Below are 13,859 nucleotides of genomic sequence, written 5' to 3'. Positions count from 1 at the left end.
GCGTTCGACCGCTCCCCCCGCCCGACCTCACGCAGAACGGACCCCCACCGTGACGGCTCGCCACCAGCGCACCATGCCCCGCAGGAAACTCCTCGCCGTGACAGCCGGCCTGGCCGTGGCCGTTCCCGCCGCGGCGGCCTGGCTGGAGAGGAGCGCCAACGCGTCCACCGCCACCACGCTCCCCCTGGACCTGGTGAACACCACCGGCAACAACGCGGTGTACGCCTACGTGCTCGGCCGCGACCCCGCGGCCGGCGGCACCTGGGCCTTCATCCGGGCCGACGGCTCCAGCCTGTACCACCCGCCGGCTCCGGCCGCCGACCAGACCCCGCTCGGGGTCGACTGCGCCATCCCGCTGGGCGCGTCCGGCGCCGGGGCCCGAAGGGTGACGCTGCCGCGCCTGGACAGCGGCCGTGTCTACTTCTCCGTCGGCGCGAAGCTCACCTTCCTGGTGAACCGCGGCGGCGGTCTGGCCCTGCCGTCGGTGAGCAACCCTTCCGACCCCAACGCGGGCGTCGCTCACGACTTCTGCGAGTTCACCTTCAACAGCGACCAGCTGTACGCCAACATCACGTTCGTCGACATGGTCTCGCTGCCGATCGCCTTCCGGCTGGAGACCGGCCAAGGCACCCAGACGGTGCACGGGCTGCCCGCCGACGGACTGTCCCGGGTCGCCGCCGCGCTGCGGGCCCAGTCCGCCGCCGACGGCGGCGACTGGAGCCGGCTGATCGTCACCGCGGGCGGCCGCGACGTGCGCGTACTCAGCCCCAACCTGGCGATCCGAGGCGACAGCTCCTTGTTCCGCGGCTACTTCGACGACTACGTGGACGAGGTGTGGAGCAAGTACCGCTCCACCGACCTGCGCATCGACACCCAGTCCACCTGGGGAACCGTCACCGGCCGGGTGTCCGGCGACGTCCTGGCCTTCCCCGGAGTCGGCGGCTTCGCCAAGCCGTCCACCCTTTCGATCTTCTCCTGCAGCGACGCGCCCTTCACCACCGGCAACGACCTGATGGGCAATCTCAGCGCCCGGCTCGCCGCCGCCTTCAACCGCACGACCCTGCTGGACAACCCCCACCAGCCGACCGCCGAGAAGCCCGCCGCCTTCTACGCCCGGCCGCGCACCAACCACTACGCCCGCATCCTGCACCACACCACCCCCGACCATCTCGGGTACGCCTTCCCGTACGACGACGTGCACCCGGCCGGAGTCGACTTCGAGGGGAAGGTGCAGTCCGGCACCCCCGGCCGCTGGACCATCACGGTCGGCGGTGTGGCCGGCGGCGGCACACCGGCCCCGACGCCGACCGCCACCGTCCCGGGCGGCGGGGTCGGCGCCTTCACCACCATCCAGGCCGAGGCGTTCAGTGCCCAGTCCGGAGCCCGGGTCGAGGCCTGCTCCGACAGCGGCGGCGGATCCGCCGTCGGCCACCTGTCCAACGGCGACTGGATCAAGTTCTCGGCCGTCGCCTTCGGCTCCGCCGGCGCGACCCGCTTCGCCGCCCGCGTCGCCTCCGGAGCCGCCGGCGGAGTCAGCGGCCTGGTCCAGGTCCGCCTCGGCAGCCCCACGGCCGCCCCGGTCGGCGGCTTCGCCGTCGCCAACACCGGCGGCTGGCAGGCCTGGCGCACCGTCCCCGCCGACATCCGCCGCACCACCGGTACCCACGACGTCTATCTGACCTTCGACAGTGGCCAGTCCTCCGACTTCGTCAACGTCAACTGGTTCTCCTTCGCCTAGTGCTGTGACCGGCAGCGTCCACCGGGGCGGCGGAGGAGTGGAAGGCCGTGGGGGTGGGGGCGAAACCGGTTGCGAGCGCGGCCAGGGCCTGGAAGCGTGCGCTGTCCGGCAACTGCGACGAGGCTTGGATGACGATCTACTTCCACGGTGCGGACGAAGTCCCGTACGGCTGCTTCTCCAATTTCTCCGCACATGGCCTGGAACTCGACGGGCACGTGTGGCCGACCTCGGAGCACTACTTCCAGGCACAGAAGTTCACCGGCACCCGCCATGCCGACCTCATCCGCCGCGCTCGCACGCCGCTGCGTGCCGCCGAGCTGGGCCGCGACCCGTCCAGGCCGTTGCGGCGGGACTGGGAGCGCGTCAAGGACGACGTGATGCGCCGTGCCGTGGCGGCCAAGTTCCGGGCGCACGCGGACATCCGCGGCATCCTGCTGTCGACCGTCGACGAGGAGATCGTCGAGGACACCGGCACCGACCACTACTGGGGCCGCGGCAGGACCGGGACCGGCAGGAACATGCTCGGCCGGATCCTGATGCGCACCCGAAACCAGCTCCGCGCCGAAGGTCGCGACCACTCCGGGTGGCGGCCGGCCACCCGGGACGGCCGGGGCCGTCAGGCAGGCCCCGACGCTGGCCGGGGAGACAGAGCCTGAAGGTGTTTCAGGCCTCCCGTCGGTCGGGGAGCACCGGGTCGGCCTCGGCCTCCGGCACGTCCGGGGTCGCGGCCGCCGGGGCCTTGCGGGGCCAGATCCAGTACGTGGCGGCGACGATGCCGTGGATGGCGACCGCGCGCAGGGCGCCGAACTGCCATCCGCGCAGGCTGGAGGTGTCGCCCGCGTCGCCGACGTACAGGATCGCGGCTTCCAGCAGGCCGAGGGCGACGGCGCCGGCGGCCACGGTCCGCAGCCACAGCTTCGCCTCGTGGCGGGCGCGCTCCCTGCCGTACGCGGGGCCGGGGGGCTTGGGACCGCCGGCGAAGCGGTGGGCGGCGTGCCGGTCGAGCCACTTCACGGTGTAGTGGCCGAATCCCACCGTGTAGCCGATGTAGAGGGCGGCGAGGCCGTGCTTCCAGGACGGCTCCCCGCCGTTCTTGAGGTCCATCGTGGAGACCACCAGCAGCACCAGCTCCAGCAGCGGCTCGCACAGCAGGACGGCCGCCCCGAGCCGGGGCATCTTCGCGAGGTAGCGCAGGGCGAGGCCGGCGGCGAGCAGCACCCAGAAGCCCACCTCGCAGGCGACGATCAGGGCGACGAGCACGGGTTTCTCCATTCGCTGGGGGTTCGGCGGTGCGGCGGCCGACGACCGTCCGGCACCTGGTCCCAGCCTCTCCCGCAGTCCGCCCCGGTTCGTCGTCTCCGCAGGTGAACCGGGACTGCATCCTTCGGCGTAGTGGACCGCCCCGCGCGATACGCCCCGGCGGCGAGGTCTCGGGGCCCCGGAGCGTGTTGGATGGGGCCGTGACCGCAACCGAGGCCCCGGCCGACCCCGAGCGGACCCGCCGCATCCCCCGACCCCACCGCGACGACGTGCTCCTCGCGGTGGTCAGCGTGCTCGGCGGGGTGCTGCTGTGGTCGCTCGGCATCTACACCACGAACAACCGGCACTTCTTCCCCGCCTGGGCGGCCCTGGTGCCGCTGCTGGTGATCGGCCCGCTGGAGCTGGTGCGGCGCAGCTGCCCCCACCTCATCATGGGCGTCGGCACCCTCGCGGTGATCGCGGACCAGTTCACCGTGGGCAACTTCGGCACCATCATGATCTTCACGGATCTGGTGTACGCGGCCGCCCTCTACGGCAGGCCCCCGATGGCCCGGCGGCTGCCGGTCTCGACCGGCCTGGTCACCGTGGCCGTCACGATCATCGCCGTGGCCTGGCTCCGCACCCCGCAGGCCCTGATGATCGGCGTGGTCACCGGCATCGTGAGCTTCGGCCCGGCGCTGACGGGCGCGACCCTGCGCAACCACCGCGAGGCCGCGGTCGCCGCCCGGCTGCGCGCCGAGCAGACGGCGCTGCTGGCCGAAATGGACCGGGCCCAGGCGGTGGTCGCCGAGCGGGCGCGGATGGCCCGCGAACTGCACGACATGGTGGCCAACCACCTGTCCGCGATCGCCATCCACTCCACGGCGGCCCTCTCCATCGACTCCCCCGCGACGAGCCGCGAGGCCCTCGGGGTGATCCGTGAGAACAGCGTTCAGGGGCTGGCCGAAATGCGCCGGCTGATCGGGCTGCTGCGGGACGCGGGCGCCGAGCAGGAGGCCGTCGCGACGCCCACCCTGGACGGGCTCGACGCCCTGGTGGCGCAGGCCCGTGTCAACGGCCGCGGCAGCGGGCTGGAGTTCGAGCTGTGCGACGAGCGGCGGCCCGGGCCGGATCCGCTGCCGGCCCCCGTGGAGCTGGCGGCGTACCGGATCGTCCAGGAGTCGCTCACGAACGCCCTCAAGCACGCCGCCCCGGGCACGGTACGGGTCCGCGTGGCCCGCACCGGCGGGCTGCTGACGGTGGCGGTCGAGTCGCCCTGCGCCGACCGGCCCCCGCGCCGCGCCCCCGGCTCCGGGGCGGGCCTGATCGGCATGCAGGAGCGGACGGAGCTGCTGGGCGGGGAGTTCACGGCGGGCCGCGAGGGCCCGCTCTGGCGCGTGCGGGCGGTCCTGCCCGCGGAGGAGAAGGCGGTGACCGGGTGACCATCCGGGTGGTGGTGGCGGAGGACCAGAGTGCGGTGCGCGCGGGGCTGGTGCTGATCCTGCGCAGCGCGGGCGACATCGAGGTCGTCGGCGAGGCCGCGGACGGCGAGGAGGCGGTGCGGCTGGCCCGGGAGCTCCGCCCGGACCTCGTCCTCATGGACGTGCAGATGCCCCGGCTCGACGGGGTGTCGGCGACGCGGCAGGTGGTGGCGGAGGGCCTCGCCGACGTCCTGGTCCTGACCACGTTCGACCTCGACGAGTACGTCTTCGGGGCACTGCGGGCGGGCGCGGCCGGCTTCCTGCTGAAGAACGCCGACGCGGCCGAGCTGATCGCCGGCGTGCGGACCGTGGCGCGCGGCGAGGGGCTGATCTCCCCGGCGGTGACCAGGCGCCTGATCGCCGAGTTCGCGGCGCCGCGCAAGGCGAAGGCCGCGGTGGCGCCGGAGCGGGCCGCGGCGGTGGAGTCCCTGACGCGCCGGGAGCGGGAGGTGCTGGGCTGCCTCGGCGAGGGCATGTCGAACGCGGAGATCGCGGTGCGGCTGTCCATGGCCGAGGCGACGGTGAAGACGCACGTCAGCAGGCTGCTGGGGAAGCTGGAGCTGCGCAGCCGGGTGCAGGCGGCCGTCCTCGCGCAGGAGCTGGGACTCTAGCCCGCCTCCAACTCCGTTGTGGTCTGGACCTCTTGACGGTTGGTCCAGACCTTTCTACGCTCGCGGCAACTGTGGTGAGCGTGCCGTGCCAGGGACGCTCACGGGCGGCGCAGGTCCCACCCCCGAGTCGCAGCCGGCCCCGCGGCGGCGACGGACCTACGGAGGAGCACCCTTGAGCACAGCACCCCCACCCCGCACCACCCGTCTGATGCGCAGGCTCGCCGCGGCCGTGGCCGCCTTCGCCGTGCCGGCCGCCGGGCTCGTGGCCCTGGCCGGCCCCGCGCAGGCCGCCCCGTCCGCAACGGCGACGTACACGAAGGCCTCGGACTGGGGCTCCGGCTTCGAGGGCAGGTGGACGGTGAAGAACACCGGCACCACCACCCTCACCGGATGGACCGTCGAGTGGGACTTCCCCTCGGGCACCCGGGTCACCTCGGCCTGGGACGCCTCGGTCACCAACTCCGCGGACCACTGGACCGCCAAGAACGTCGGCTGGAACGGCACGCTCGCGCCCGGCGCCAGCGTCACCTTCGGCTTCAACGGCAGCGGCTCGGGAGCCCCGACCGGCTGCAAGCTCAACGGCGCCCCCTGCGACGGCGGCCCCTCCCAGCCCGGCGACAACCCGCCCTCGGCGCCCGGCACCCCCACCGCGGGCACGGTCACCGAGACCTCGGCGGCCCTGTCCTGGGCCGCGGCCACCGACGACAAGGGCGTCAAGGACTACGACGTCTACCGGGGCTCCGCGAAGGTCGCGACGGTCACCGGGACCTCGTACACCGACACCGGCCTGACCAAGGGGACGGCGTACACGTACTCCGTGACCGCGCGCGACACCGCGGGCCAGACCGGGCCCTCCTCGGGCACCCTGACCGTCACCACCCCGGGCGGCACCACCCCGCCGGACCCGGGTGACAAGGTCAAGCTCGGCTACTTCACCAACTGGGGCGTCTACGGGCGCAACTACCACGTGAAGAACCTGGTCACCTCGGGCACCGCCGCGAAGATCACGCACATCAACTACGCCTTCGGCAACGTCCAGGGCGGCCGCTGCACCATAGGCGACGCCTACGCCGACTACGACAAGGCCTACGGCGCCGACCAGAGCGTCGACGGCAAGGCCGACACCTGGGACCAGCCGCTGCGCGGCAACTTCAACCAGCTGCGCAAGCTGAAGGCCCAGTACCCGCACATCAAGGTGCTGTGGTCCTTCGGCGGCTGGACCTGGTCGGGCGGCTTCGGGCAGGCCGCGGCCAACCCGGCGGCCTTCGCCCAGTCCTGCTACGACCTGGTGGAGGACCCCCGCTGGGCCGACGTCTTCGACGGCATCGACCTCGACTGGGAGTACCCGAACGCCTGCGGCCTGACCTGCGACACCTCCGGCCCGACCGCGTTCACCAACATGATGAAGGCCATGAAGGCCAAGTTCGGGGCGAACAACCTGGTCACGGCCGCGATCACCGCCGACGCCTCCGACGGCGGCAAGATCGACTCGGCGGACTACGCGGGCGCCGCGCAGTACACCGACTTCTACAACGTCATGACGTACGACTTCTTCGGCGCCTGGGCGGCGAAGGGCCCCACCGCCCCGCACTCCCCGCTCACCTCGTACGCCGGCATCCCGCAGGCCGGCTTCAACTCCGCCGACGCCATCGCCAAGCTCAAGGCCAAGGGCGTCCCGGGCAGCAAGCTGAACCTCGGCATCGGCTTCTACGGCCGCGGCTGGACCGGCGTCACCCAGGACGCCCCCGGCGGCACCGCCACCGGGCCGGCGCAGGGCACGTACGAGCAGGGCATCGAGGACTACAAGGTCCTCAAGAACAGCTGCCCGGCCACCGGCACGGTCGCCGGCACCGCCTACGCCAAGTGCGGCGCCAACTGGTGGAGCTACGACACCCCCGCCACCATCGCCGGGAAGATGGCCTGGGCCAAGCAGCAGGGCCTCAGGGGCGCCTTCTACTGGGAGTTCAGCGGCGACACCGCGAACGGCGAGCTCGCCTCGGCCGTCCACTCCGGCCTGAAGTGACCCCCGGCACCCGATGAGCGCCGGGCCGGGGACGGGATCCGCCCCCCGTCCCCGGCCCTGCCCCGAAGACACCGCCGCCCTTCCCGGAGCAGTCAGTCCCGGGGAGGGCGGCGGCACGTCAGGCGGCGTTCGCCCTCCCCCGGACTTCACCTGGGGGAGGGCAGGGAGTTCTTACGCGACATTCACCCGTTGGCCGGGCGGAGCCGCCTCCAGCCAGGCCAGGAAACCGGTCAGGGCGTCCTCGCTCATCGCCAGCTCCAAGCGCACCCCCTGATGGGTGCAGCCGAGCACGACGGCGTCGGACAGCAGGGCCAGCTCCTCCTCGCCCTCCGGGGCGCGGCGGGCGACGACCTCGATCGACCCCCGCTCCAGCAGCCGGCGGGGCCGCGGGGAGTAGGAGAAGACGCGGAACCAGTCGACGCGGTCACCGCTGTAGCGGGCCACCCCGTACACCCAGCCCTTGCCGGAGACGTCGTGCTTGTCGGAGACGTCCCAGCGCAGGCTGCAGTCGAAGGTGCCGCCGGAGCGCTGGATCAACCGGCGGCGCAGCCCGAACACGAAAAGGCCGATCACCACCAGGGCTACGACCAGGCCGCTCACAAGCAGAGCGAGGAGCATCTTCACCGACCTCCTCGCTCATCGACTACCGCAAGTAAAACGGACGTACATCGCCTCAGCCGCGACCCGTCCCGAGAAGTTCCGGAACGAGCCGCGGCTGAGATCACAAACCTGTTCGGTGCGGGACTCAGTGCCCCGCGACCGCACGCAGCCGGACATCGGCGCGACGCTCGGCGGCGGCGTCCGCCTCCGACTTGGCGCGCTCCAGCGCCCGCTCCGCACGCTTGACGTCGATCTCGTCCGCGAGCTCGGCGATCTCGGCCAGCAGGGACAGCTTGTTGTCCGCGAACGAGATGAAACCGCCGTGCACCGCGGCGACGACCGTACCGCCGTCACTGGTGCGAATGGTCACCGGGCCCGATTCCAGCACGCCGAGAAGCGGCTGGTGACCGGGCATGACGCCGATGTCGCCGGACGTGGTGCGGGCGACGACCAGGGTGGCCTCGCCGGACCAGACACTGCGGTCCGCCGCGACCAGCTCGACGTGCAGCTCAGCAGCCAAGGTTGGCTCCTCGGGTCACCACCCGGCAGGTTCGCCGGGTGTTGGATGAATTCTAATGGGCGTGCGGAGAGGGACGGGACGCACCCGCCCCTCTCCGTGCGATCGGTTCGGCCGGGGGCGGGTGCGCGCCCCGCCCCGGCCGTCCCGGATCAGGAGACGCCCAGCTCCTTGGCGTTCTTCTTCAGGTCCTCGAGACCACCGCACATGAAGAAGGCCTGCTCGGGGAAGTGGTCGTACTCGCCGTCGCAGATCGCGTTGAACGCGGCGATCGACTCGTCGAGCGGGACGTCCGAACCGTCCACGCCGGTGAACTGCTTCGCCGCGTGGGTGTTCTGGGACAGGAAGCGCTCGACGCGGCGGGCGCGGTGGACAACGAGCTTGTCCTCCTCGCCGAGCTCGTCGATGCCGAGGATCGCGATGATGTCCTGGAGGTCCTTGTACTTCTGCAGGATCCCCTTGACGCGGGTCGCGGCCTCGTAGTGGTCCTTGGCGATGTACCGCGGGTCGAGGATGCGGGACGAGGAGTCCAGCGGGTCCACGGCCGGGTAGATGCCCTTCTCGGAGATCGGACGGGAGAGCACCGTCGTCGCGTCGAGGTGGGCGAAGGTGGTCGCCGGGGCCGGGTCGGTCAGGTCGTCCGCGGGGACGTAGATCGCCTGCATCGAGGTGATCGAGTGACCGCGGGTCGAGGTGATGCGCTCCTGGAGGAGACCCATCTCGTCGGCCAGGTTCGGCTGGTAGCCCACCGCGGAGGGCATGCGGCCGAGCAGGGTGGAGACCTCGGAGCCGGCCTGCGTGAAGCGGAAGATGTTGTCGATGAAGAACAGCACGTCCTGCTTCTGCACATCGCGGAAGTACTCCGCCATGGTCAGACCGGCCAGGGCGACGCGCAGACGGGTGCCCGGGGGCTCGTCCATCTGGCCGAAGACCAGCGCGGTCTTGTCGAGAACGCCGGCCTCCTCCATCTCGACCATGAGGTCGTTGCCCTCACGGGTGCGCTCACCGACACCCGCGAAGACGGAAACGCCCTCGTGCAGCTTCGCCACACGCATGATCATTTCCTGGATCAGAACGGTCTTGCCGACACCGGCACCACCGAACAGACCGATCTTTCCACCCTTGACGTACGGGGTGAGGAGGTCGACGACCTTCAGGCCGGTCTCGAACATCTCGGTCTTGGACTCGAGCTGGTCGAAGGCCGGGGCCTTGCGGTGGATCGGCCAGCGCTCGGCGTTCGCGACCGTGGACTCGTCCTCGTTGAGGACGCGGCCCAGGGTGTTGAACACCTTGCCCTTGGTGACGTCGCCGACGGGCACGGTGATGCCGTTGCCGGTGTCGGTGACCACGGCCTGGCGGACCAGGCCGTCGGTGGGCTGCATGGAGATGGTGCGCACCATGCCGTCACCCAGGTGCTGCGCGACCTCGAGGGTCAGCGTCTTGAGCGAGCCCTCCTCGGCCGGGTCGGCGACCTGGACGGTCAGCGCGTTGTAGATCTCCGGCATCGCGTCGACGGGGAACTCCACGTCGACGACCGGGCCGATGACCCGCGCGATGCGGCCGGTGGCGGCAGCCACTGCGTTATCGATAGACGTCGTCACTTACTTGTCACTCCCCGCGTTCGCGTCGGCCAGGGCTGCGGAGCCACCGACGATCTCGCTGATTTCCTGGGTGATTTCGGCCTGGCGGGCCGCGTTGGCAAGCCGGGTGAGGCTGGTGATCAGCTCACCGGCGTTGTCGGTCGCCGACTTCATCGCGCGGCGGCGGGCGGCGTGCTCGGAAGCAGCGGCCTGCAGCAGCGCGTTGTAGACGCGGCTCTCGACGTAGCGCGGCAGCAGGGCGTCGAGGACGTCCTCCGCCGACGGCTCGAAGTCGAACAGCGGCAGGATCTCGCCCTTGCCGGCCGTCTCCTCCGACGCCTTCTCGAGGCTGAGCGGCAGCATCCGGTTGTCCACCGCGTTCTGCGTCATCATCGACACGAATTCCGTGTAGACGATGTGCAGCTCGTCCACGCCGCCCTCGGCCGTCTCCTTGGTGACGGCCTCGATCAGCGGGGCGGCGACGGCCTTCGCGTTCGCGTAGCTCGGGCTGTCGGTGAAGCCGGTCCAGCTCTCCACGACCTTGCGCTCGCGGAAGTTGTAGTAGGCGACACCCTTGCGGCCGACGATGTAGTGGTCGACCTCCTTGCCCTCACCGCGCAGCCGCTCCGTCAGCCGGTCCGCAGCCTTGATGGCGTTGGACGAGTAGCCGCCGGCCAGACCGCGGTCGCTCGTGAGCAGCACCACCGCCGCGCGCACCGGGGACTCGGCCTCGGTGGTGAGCGGGTGCTTGGTGTTGGAGCCGGTCGCCACCGCGGTCACCGCACGGGTGAGCTCGGTCGCGTACGGCGTGGAGGCCGCCACCTGGCGCTGCGCCTTGACGATGCGCGAGGCGGCGATCATCTCCATCGCCTTGGTGATCTTCTTGGTCGCGGTAACGGATCGGATGCGACGCTTGTAGACCCGGAGCTGGGCTCCCATGAGTCAGGTCCCTTCCGTCGTTACTTGCCGGCCGGAGCGTCTTCGCCCAGAAGCCTGCCGTCCGAGGTCTCGAACTGCTTCTTGAAGTCGGCGATGGCGTCGGCGACGGACTGGAGGGTGTCGTCCGACATCTTGCCGCCCTCGCGGATCGAGGTCAGGAGGTCCTTGCGGTTGTGGCGCAGGAACTCGAGCAGCTCGGACTCGAAGCGGCGGATGTCCTCGACCGGGACGTCGTCCATCTTGCCGGTGGTGCCCGCCCAGATGGAGATGACCTGCTCCTGGACCGGCATCGGCTGGTACTGGCCCTGCTTGAGCAGCTCGACCATGCGCTTGCCGCGCTCCAGGGAGGACTTCGACGCGGCGTCCAGGTCGGAGCCGAAGGCGGCGAACGCCTCCAGCTCGCGGTACTGGGCGAGGTCCACGCGGAGGCGGCCGGAGATCTGCTTCATGGCCTTGTGCTGCGCGGAGCCACCGACGCGGGAGACCGAGATACCGACGTTCAGGGCCGGGCGCTGGCCGGCGTTGAACAGGTCGGACTCCAGGAAGCACTGGCCGTCGGTGATGGAGATGACGTTGGTCGGGATGAACGCCGACACGTCGTTCGCCTTGGTCTCGACGATCGGCAGACCGGTCATCGAGCCGGCGCCCATGTCGTCGGACAGCTTGGCGCAGCGCTCCAGCAGGCGGGAGTGCAGGTAGAAGACGTCGCCCGGGTAGGCCTCGCGGCCCGGCGGACGGCGCAGCAGCAGCGACACGGCGCGGTAGGCGTCGGCCTGCTTCGACAGGTCGTCGAAGACGATCAGGACGTGCTTGCCCTGGTACATCCAGTGCTGGCCGATGGCGGAGCCGGTGTAGGGCGCCAGGTACTTGAAGCCGGCCGGGTCGGACGCCGGGGCGGCGACGATGGTCGTGTACTCCAGGGCACCGGCCTCTTCCAGCGCGGCGCGCACGGAAGCGATGGTGGAGCCCTTCTGGCCGATGGCGACGTAGATGCAGCGGACCTGCTTGTTCACGTCGCCCGAGCGCCAGTTGTCGCGCTGGTTGATGATCGTGTCGACGGCCAGGGCGGTCTTGCCCGTCTGGCGGTCGCCGATGATCAGCTGACGCTGGCCGCGGCCGACCGGCGTCATGGCGTCGACGGCCTTGTAACCCGTCTCCATGGGCTCGTGCACGGACTTGCGCTGCATGACGCCCGGGGCCTGCAGCTCGAGGGCGCGGCGGCCCTCGGTCGCGATCTCGCCGAGACCGTCGATCGGGTTGCCGAGCGGGTCGACGACACGGCCGAGGTAGCCCTCGCCGACGCCGACGGAGAGCACCTCACCGGTGCGCTGCACCGGCTGGCCCTCCTCGATGCCGCTGAACTCGCCGAGGACGATCGCACCGATCTCGCGGTCCTCGAGGTTGAGCGCGAGGCCGAGGGTGCCGTCCTCGAACTTCAGCAGCTCGTTCGCCATGGCGGAGGGCAGGCCCTCCACCTTCGCGATGCCGTCACCGGCAACGCTGACCGTGCCGACCTCCTCGCGCGAGGCCGCGTCCGGCTTGTACGACTGGACGAAAGTCTCCAGTGCGTCCCGGATCTCCTCCGGCCGGATCGTGAGCTCCGCCATCTGGGTTCCCTGCTCTCCTTGTTGGGCCTGAAGCTTCATAGGGGTCTGGGGGCGACCCCCAGGAATCTTCTGCAAGTTCTGCACGGCCCAACCGGGCCGCTAGGAATCTTCGTTCTGTTTGTGGCCGGTCAGCCGGCCATGCGGCGCTCCGCCTCGGCGAGGCGGTTCGCGATGCTGCCGTCGATGACCTCGTCGCCGATCTGCACCACGATCCCGCCGACGACCTCGGGGTCGACGTCCAGGTTCAGGTGCATCTGGCGGCCGTACAGCTTGGCCAGCACCGCGCCGAGACGCGCGCGCTGCGCGTCGCTGAGCGGGATCGCGCTGGTCACGGTGGCGACCACGCGGTCACGGCGCTCGGCGGCGAGCTTGGACAGGGCCTCGAGGCCCCCTTCCAGGCTACGTCCACGCGGGTGCGTGACGAGACGGGTGACCATCCGCTCGGTGACGGCGTGGGCCTTGCCGCCGAGCAGGCTGCGCAGCAGCTCGCCCTTGGCGGAGGCGGTGGCCGTCCGGTCGGTCAGCGCGGCGCGCAGCTCGGGGTTCGAGGCGACGATCCGGGTGAACCGGAACAGCTCGTCCTCGACGCCGTCGAGCGCACCGCTCTGCTGGGCCGCCGTGAGGTCGGCGGTGTCGGCCAGCTGCTCCAGGCCGTCGACGAGGTCGCGGGACTGGGACCAGCGGGACCGGACCGTGCCCGTGACCAGGTCGAGGGTCTCCCCGCCGACCTGGCCGGCGAGCAGGCGCTGCGCCAGCTCGGCCCTGGCCTCGGCGGGCTGCGCCGGGTCGGTGAGGACCCGGCGCAGCGAGACCTCACGGTCGAGCAGCGCGGTGACGGCAGCCAGCTCACCGGCGAGCTTCGCCGCGTCGACGGACGTGTTGTCCGTCAGCGCGTCGAGGCGCTCGCGCGCGGAGGCCAGTGCCTCGCGGCTCGCTCCGTTCATCGGGCAGCCTCGGCCTTCTCCTCAAGCTCGCTGAGGAAGCGGTCGATGGTGCGGCTCTGGCGGGCGGCGTCCTCGAGGGACTCGCCGACGAGCTTGCCGGCCAGGTCGGTGGCGAGCTTGCCCACGTCCTGGCGCAGCGCCTGCGAGGCGGCCTTGCGGTCGGCCTCGATCTGGGCGTGGCCGGCAGCGATGATCTCCTCACGCTGCCGCTGGCCCTCTGCGCGCAGCTCTTCCTTGAGCGCAGTGCCCTGCTCGAGCGCTTCCTGGCGCAGGCGAGCGGCCTCGTGCCGGGCCTCGGCGAGCTGGGCCTTGTACTGCTCCAGCACGCTCTGGGCCTCGGTCTGAGCGGCTTCGGCCTTCTCGATACCGCCTTCGATGGCCTCGCGGCGCTCTTCCAGAACCTTGTTGATGTTCGGGAGGAGCTTCTTGGCGAGGAAGCCGAAGACGATGACGAAGGCGATCAGACCGATGACCAGCTCGGGGATCGGCGGGATGAGGGGGCTCTGGGGCTCCTCAGCCGCAATCTGAACCAGAGGGTTCACATCAGTGCCTTCCGTCTAAAGGGTGTTCGCTACCGCGA

The 13,859-nt window shown here is 71.1% G+C and carries 13 protein-coding genes; 5 read left to right on the top strand and 8 right to left on the bottom strand.

Annotated features, from left to right (window positions below):
- Positions 1–49 precede the first annotated feature (49 nt).
- Both EF903_RS02315 and EF903_RS02310 read left to right on the top strand, forming a co-directional pair.
- On the top strand, positions 50–1,738 hold the full coding sequence (locus EF903_RS02315) for a beta-1,3-glucanase family protein (protein ID WP_260614715.1): 1,689 nt from the start codon (positions 50–52) through the stop codon (positions 1,736–1,738).
- 128 nt (positions 1,739–1,866) lie between these two features.
- Positions 1,867–2,394, top strand: coding sequence for an NADAR family protein (locus tag EF903_RS02310; RefSeq protein ID WP_125540896.1), 528 nt, complete (start codon positions 1,867–1,869; stop codon positions 2,392–2,394).
- A gap of 7 nt (positions 2,395–2,401) precedes the next feature.
- Here the strand turns inward: EF903_RS02310 and EF903_RS02305 are convergent, their stop codons facing one another.
- Positions 2,402–2,998: a hypothetical protein gene (locus EF903_RS02305; protein ID WP_125540899.1), complete on the bottom strand. Its 597-nt coding sequence runs from the start codon at positions 2,996–2,998 to the stop codon at positions 2,402–2,404.
- Positions 2,999–3,198: 200 nt separating this feature from the next.
- Here EF903_RS02305 and EF903_RS02300 point away from each other — a divergent pair, with 200 nt between their 5' ends.
- From EF903_RS02300 to EF903_RS02290, 3 genes are all read left to right on the top strand, one after another.
- Positions 3,199–4,419, top strand: coding sequence for a sensor histidine kinase (locus tag EF903_RS02300; RefSeq protein WP_125540895.1), 1,221 nt, complete (start codon positions 3,199–3,201; stop codon positions 4,417–4,419).
- Entirely contained in the window at positions 4,416–5,069 is a 654-nt protein-coding gene (locus EF903_RS02295; RefSeq protein ID WP_125540894.1) for a response regulator transcription factor, read from the top strand. Before EF903_RS02300 ends, EF903_RS02295 begins: the two co-directional genes overlap by 4 nt.
- Positions 5,070–5,277: 208 nt before the next feature.
- Positions 5,278–7,092 carry a glycoside hydrolase family 18 chitinase gene (locus tag EF903_RS02290; RefSeq protein ID WP_125540898.1) on the top strand — a complete coding sequence of 605 codons (1,815 nt, stop codon included), beginning with the start codon at positions 5,278–5,280 and terminating at the stop codon, positions 7,090–7,092.
- Between the two features lie 171 nt (positions 7,093–7,263).
- On the opposite strand, the gene EF903_RS02285 is transcribed toward EF903_RS02290, so the two are convergent.
- From EF903_RS02285 to EF903_RS02255, 7 genes are all read right to left on the bottom strand, one after another.
- Positions 7,264–7,710 carry a DUF2550 domain-containing protein gene (locus EF903_RS02285; protein ID WP_125540893.1) on the bottom strand — a complete coding sequence of 149 codons (447 nt, stop codon included), beginning with the start codon at positions 7,708–7,710 and terminating at the stop codon, positions 7,264–7,266.
- A 127-nt stretch (positions 7,711–7,837) separates the two neighbouring features.
- Positions 7,838–8,212: a F0F1 ATP synthase subunit epsilon gene (locus EF903_RS02280; RefSeq protein WP_114054201.1), complete on the bottom strand. Its 375-nt coding sequence runs from the start codon at positions 8,210–8,212 to the stop codon at positions 7,838–7,840.
- 149 nt (positions 8,213–8,361) lie between these two features.
- The gene (atpD, locus tag EF903_RS02275) at positions 8,362–9,798 is read right to left on the bottom strand and encodes a F0F1 ATP synthase subunit beta (protein ID WP_399419958.1); all 1,437 of its coding nucleotides are present in this window, start codon (positions 9,796–9,798) and stop codon (positions 8,362–8,364) included.
- 12 nt (positions 9,799–9,810) lie between these two features.
- Complete coding sequence (locus EF903_RS02270; RefSeq protein WP_125540891.1) at positions 9,811–10,728, bottom strand: F0F1 ATP synthase subunit gamma; 918 nt, start codon at positions 10,726–10,728, stop codon at positions 9,811–9,813.
- 20 nt (positions 10,729–10,748) lie between these two features.
- Positions 10,749–12,335: a F0F1 ATP synthase subunit alpha gene (atpA, locus tag EF903_RS02265; RefSeq protein ID WP_125540890.1), complete on the bottom strand. Its 1,587-nt coding sequence runs from the start codon at positions 12,333–12,335 to the stop codon at positions 10,749–10,751.
- A gap of 128 nt (positions 12,336–12,463) precedes the next feature.
- Positions 12,464–13,279, bottom strand: a complete 816-nt coding sequence (locus EF903_RS02260) for a F0F1 ATP synthase subunit delta (protein ID WP_125540889.1) — start codon at positions 13,277–13,279, stop codon at positions 12,464–12,466.
- Positions 13,276–13,821 (bottom strand): F0F1 ATP synthase subunit B, encoded by a 546-nt coding sequence (locus tag EF903_RS02255; protein ID WP_125540888.1) that lies wholly within the window; start codon positions 13,819–13,821, stop codon positions 13,276–13,278. Before EF903_RS02255 ends, EF903_RS02260 begins: the two co-directional genes overlap by 4 nt.
- Between the last annotated feature and the right edge of the window lie 38 nt (positions 13,822–13,859).

Source organism: Streptomyces sp. WAC05292, assembly GCF_003949955.1.
GTDB classification, from domain to species: domain Bacteria; phylum Actinomycetota; class Actinomycetes; order Streptomycetales; family Streptomycetaceae; genus Streptomyces; species Streptomyces globosus.
The sequence above is the reverse complement of the archived record's forward strand: the minus strand, read 5'-3'. Positions and strand labels throughout refer to the sequence as shown.

Coding starts and splice junctions, on each gene's coding strand:
- EF903_RS02270 (WP_125540891.1), bottom strand. CDS start 10,728: ATGGGAGCCCAGCTCCGGGTCTACAAGCGTCGCATCCGATCCGTTACC.
- EF903_RS02285 (WP_125540893.1), bottom strand. CDS start 7,710: ATGCTCCTCGCTCTGCTTGTGAGCGGCCTGGTCGTAGCCCTGGTGGTG.
- EF903_RS02290 (WP_125540898.1), top strand. CDS start 5,278: ATGCGCAGGCTCGCCGCGGCCGTGGCCGCCTTCGCCGTGCCGGCCGCC.
- EF903_RS02260 (WP_125540889.1), bottom strand. CDS start 13,279: ATGAACGGAGCGAGCCGCGAGGCACTGGCCTCCGCGCGCGAGCGCCTC.
- atpA (WP_125540890.1), bottom strand. CDS start 12,335: ATGGCGGAGCTCACGATCCGGCCGGAGGAGATCCGGGACGCACTGGAG.
- EF903_RS02310 (WP_125540896.1), top strand. CDS start 1,867: ATGACGATCTACTTCCACGGTGCGGACGAAGTCCCGTACGGCTGCTTC.